The 1,077-nt window shown below is 52.7% G+C and carries 1 protein-coding gene; it reads right to left on the reverse strand.

The window, feature by feature from the left end:
- Nucleotides 1–986 (reverse strand): IS481 family transposase (locus QQF40_RS16955; RefSeq protein WP_285462023.1); only part of this gene is annotated, 986 nt, incomplete at its 3' end.
- Nucleotides 987–1,077: the final 91 nt, after the last annotated feature.

Below are 1,077 nucleotides of genomic sequence, written 5' to 3' on the forward strand. Positions count from 1 at the left end.
TTGTCGGGTTCCGTCTGATTGACTATAGCTTGCGTAAACAGCTCAGGTCGTTCGACCTGCCATTCCTTTATTGCTGCTATAGGCGCTTTGTGGTGTAGTGCCTTCTGAGGAATGTGGTGGTTATAGAGCCAGCAATAACGCTCGAGCGTCTGTTCTAAATCCTCACTTGAGTCATAACGCCGAGTCGCCAGCACATCGCTGATACGCCCATTGAAGCGCTCCACCATCCCGTTCGTTTGGGGTCTGCCTGGCCTGATCAATCGATGCTCAATACCATGGTGCTGACATTCCTGGTCGAAAAGATGATTTCCACTAGGCTTACGTTCGCCACCCACGGTGAAGCGATCGGTAAAGGATTTACCATTGTCCGTGAGCACGGTTCGAATCGTGAAGGGAGCCTCCTCTTCCACACGCTTCATGAACGCCTGGGCGTCCTTTGCAGATTGACTTGATCTGACCTCCAGATACACCCACCGAGTGGCACGATCAATCGCGACGTAGAGATAACGCTTCTGATCTTCGTCAGGCATTTGGGGCAGGTGCTTGATATCAATGTGCACATATCCGGGCTCATAATCCTTGAAAGGCCGATGCTTGGGCTTCTCGTCCTCCTTCGCATCTTGACGCGCCAGCTTGGCGAGAGTCGGTACATCACGTCGTTTGAGCATGCGCTGAAGTGCGGAACGCGACAGATTGGGGTTCAGGAATTCCCGAGCAACGACAAGTAGATCATCGAGCCCCAGGCGAAGCAGTTCACGTGCGGCGATGACGATCTCTTCCTGTTCTGAGGTCAGAGTCGCGAGTAGGTTATGACGTGTGTGGGAACGATCCAGGACATCATCACGATAGCGCCAGCGCTGTATAGTGGAGACGCTGACCCCGAACTGACGAGCGAGATCTTTGTTCGTCATGCTGGAGGGAGCTGCTTGGATGTCGGCACGGATTTTCGGTGTCGTCGTCGCTTGCTTATGCAGCTTGATGTCCATGAAGCTTTTCCTGAATCAATTGCTTGATGAGCTCACGAGAGGCTAACAAAGGATAGCTTCGTTGTGAAATCCGATCATCCGGCACCCTACA

The organism is Cobetia sp. LC6 (genome assembly GCF_030264805.1).
Lineage (GTDB): Bacteria > Pseudomonadota > Gammaproteobacteria > Pseudomonadales > Halomonadaceae > Cobetia.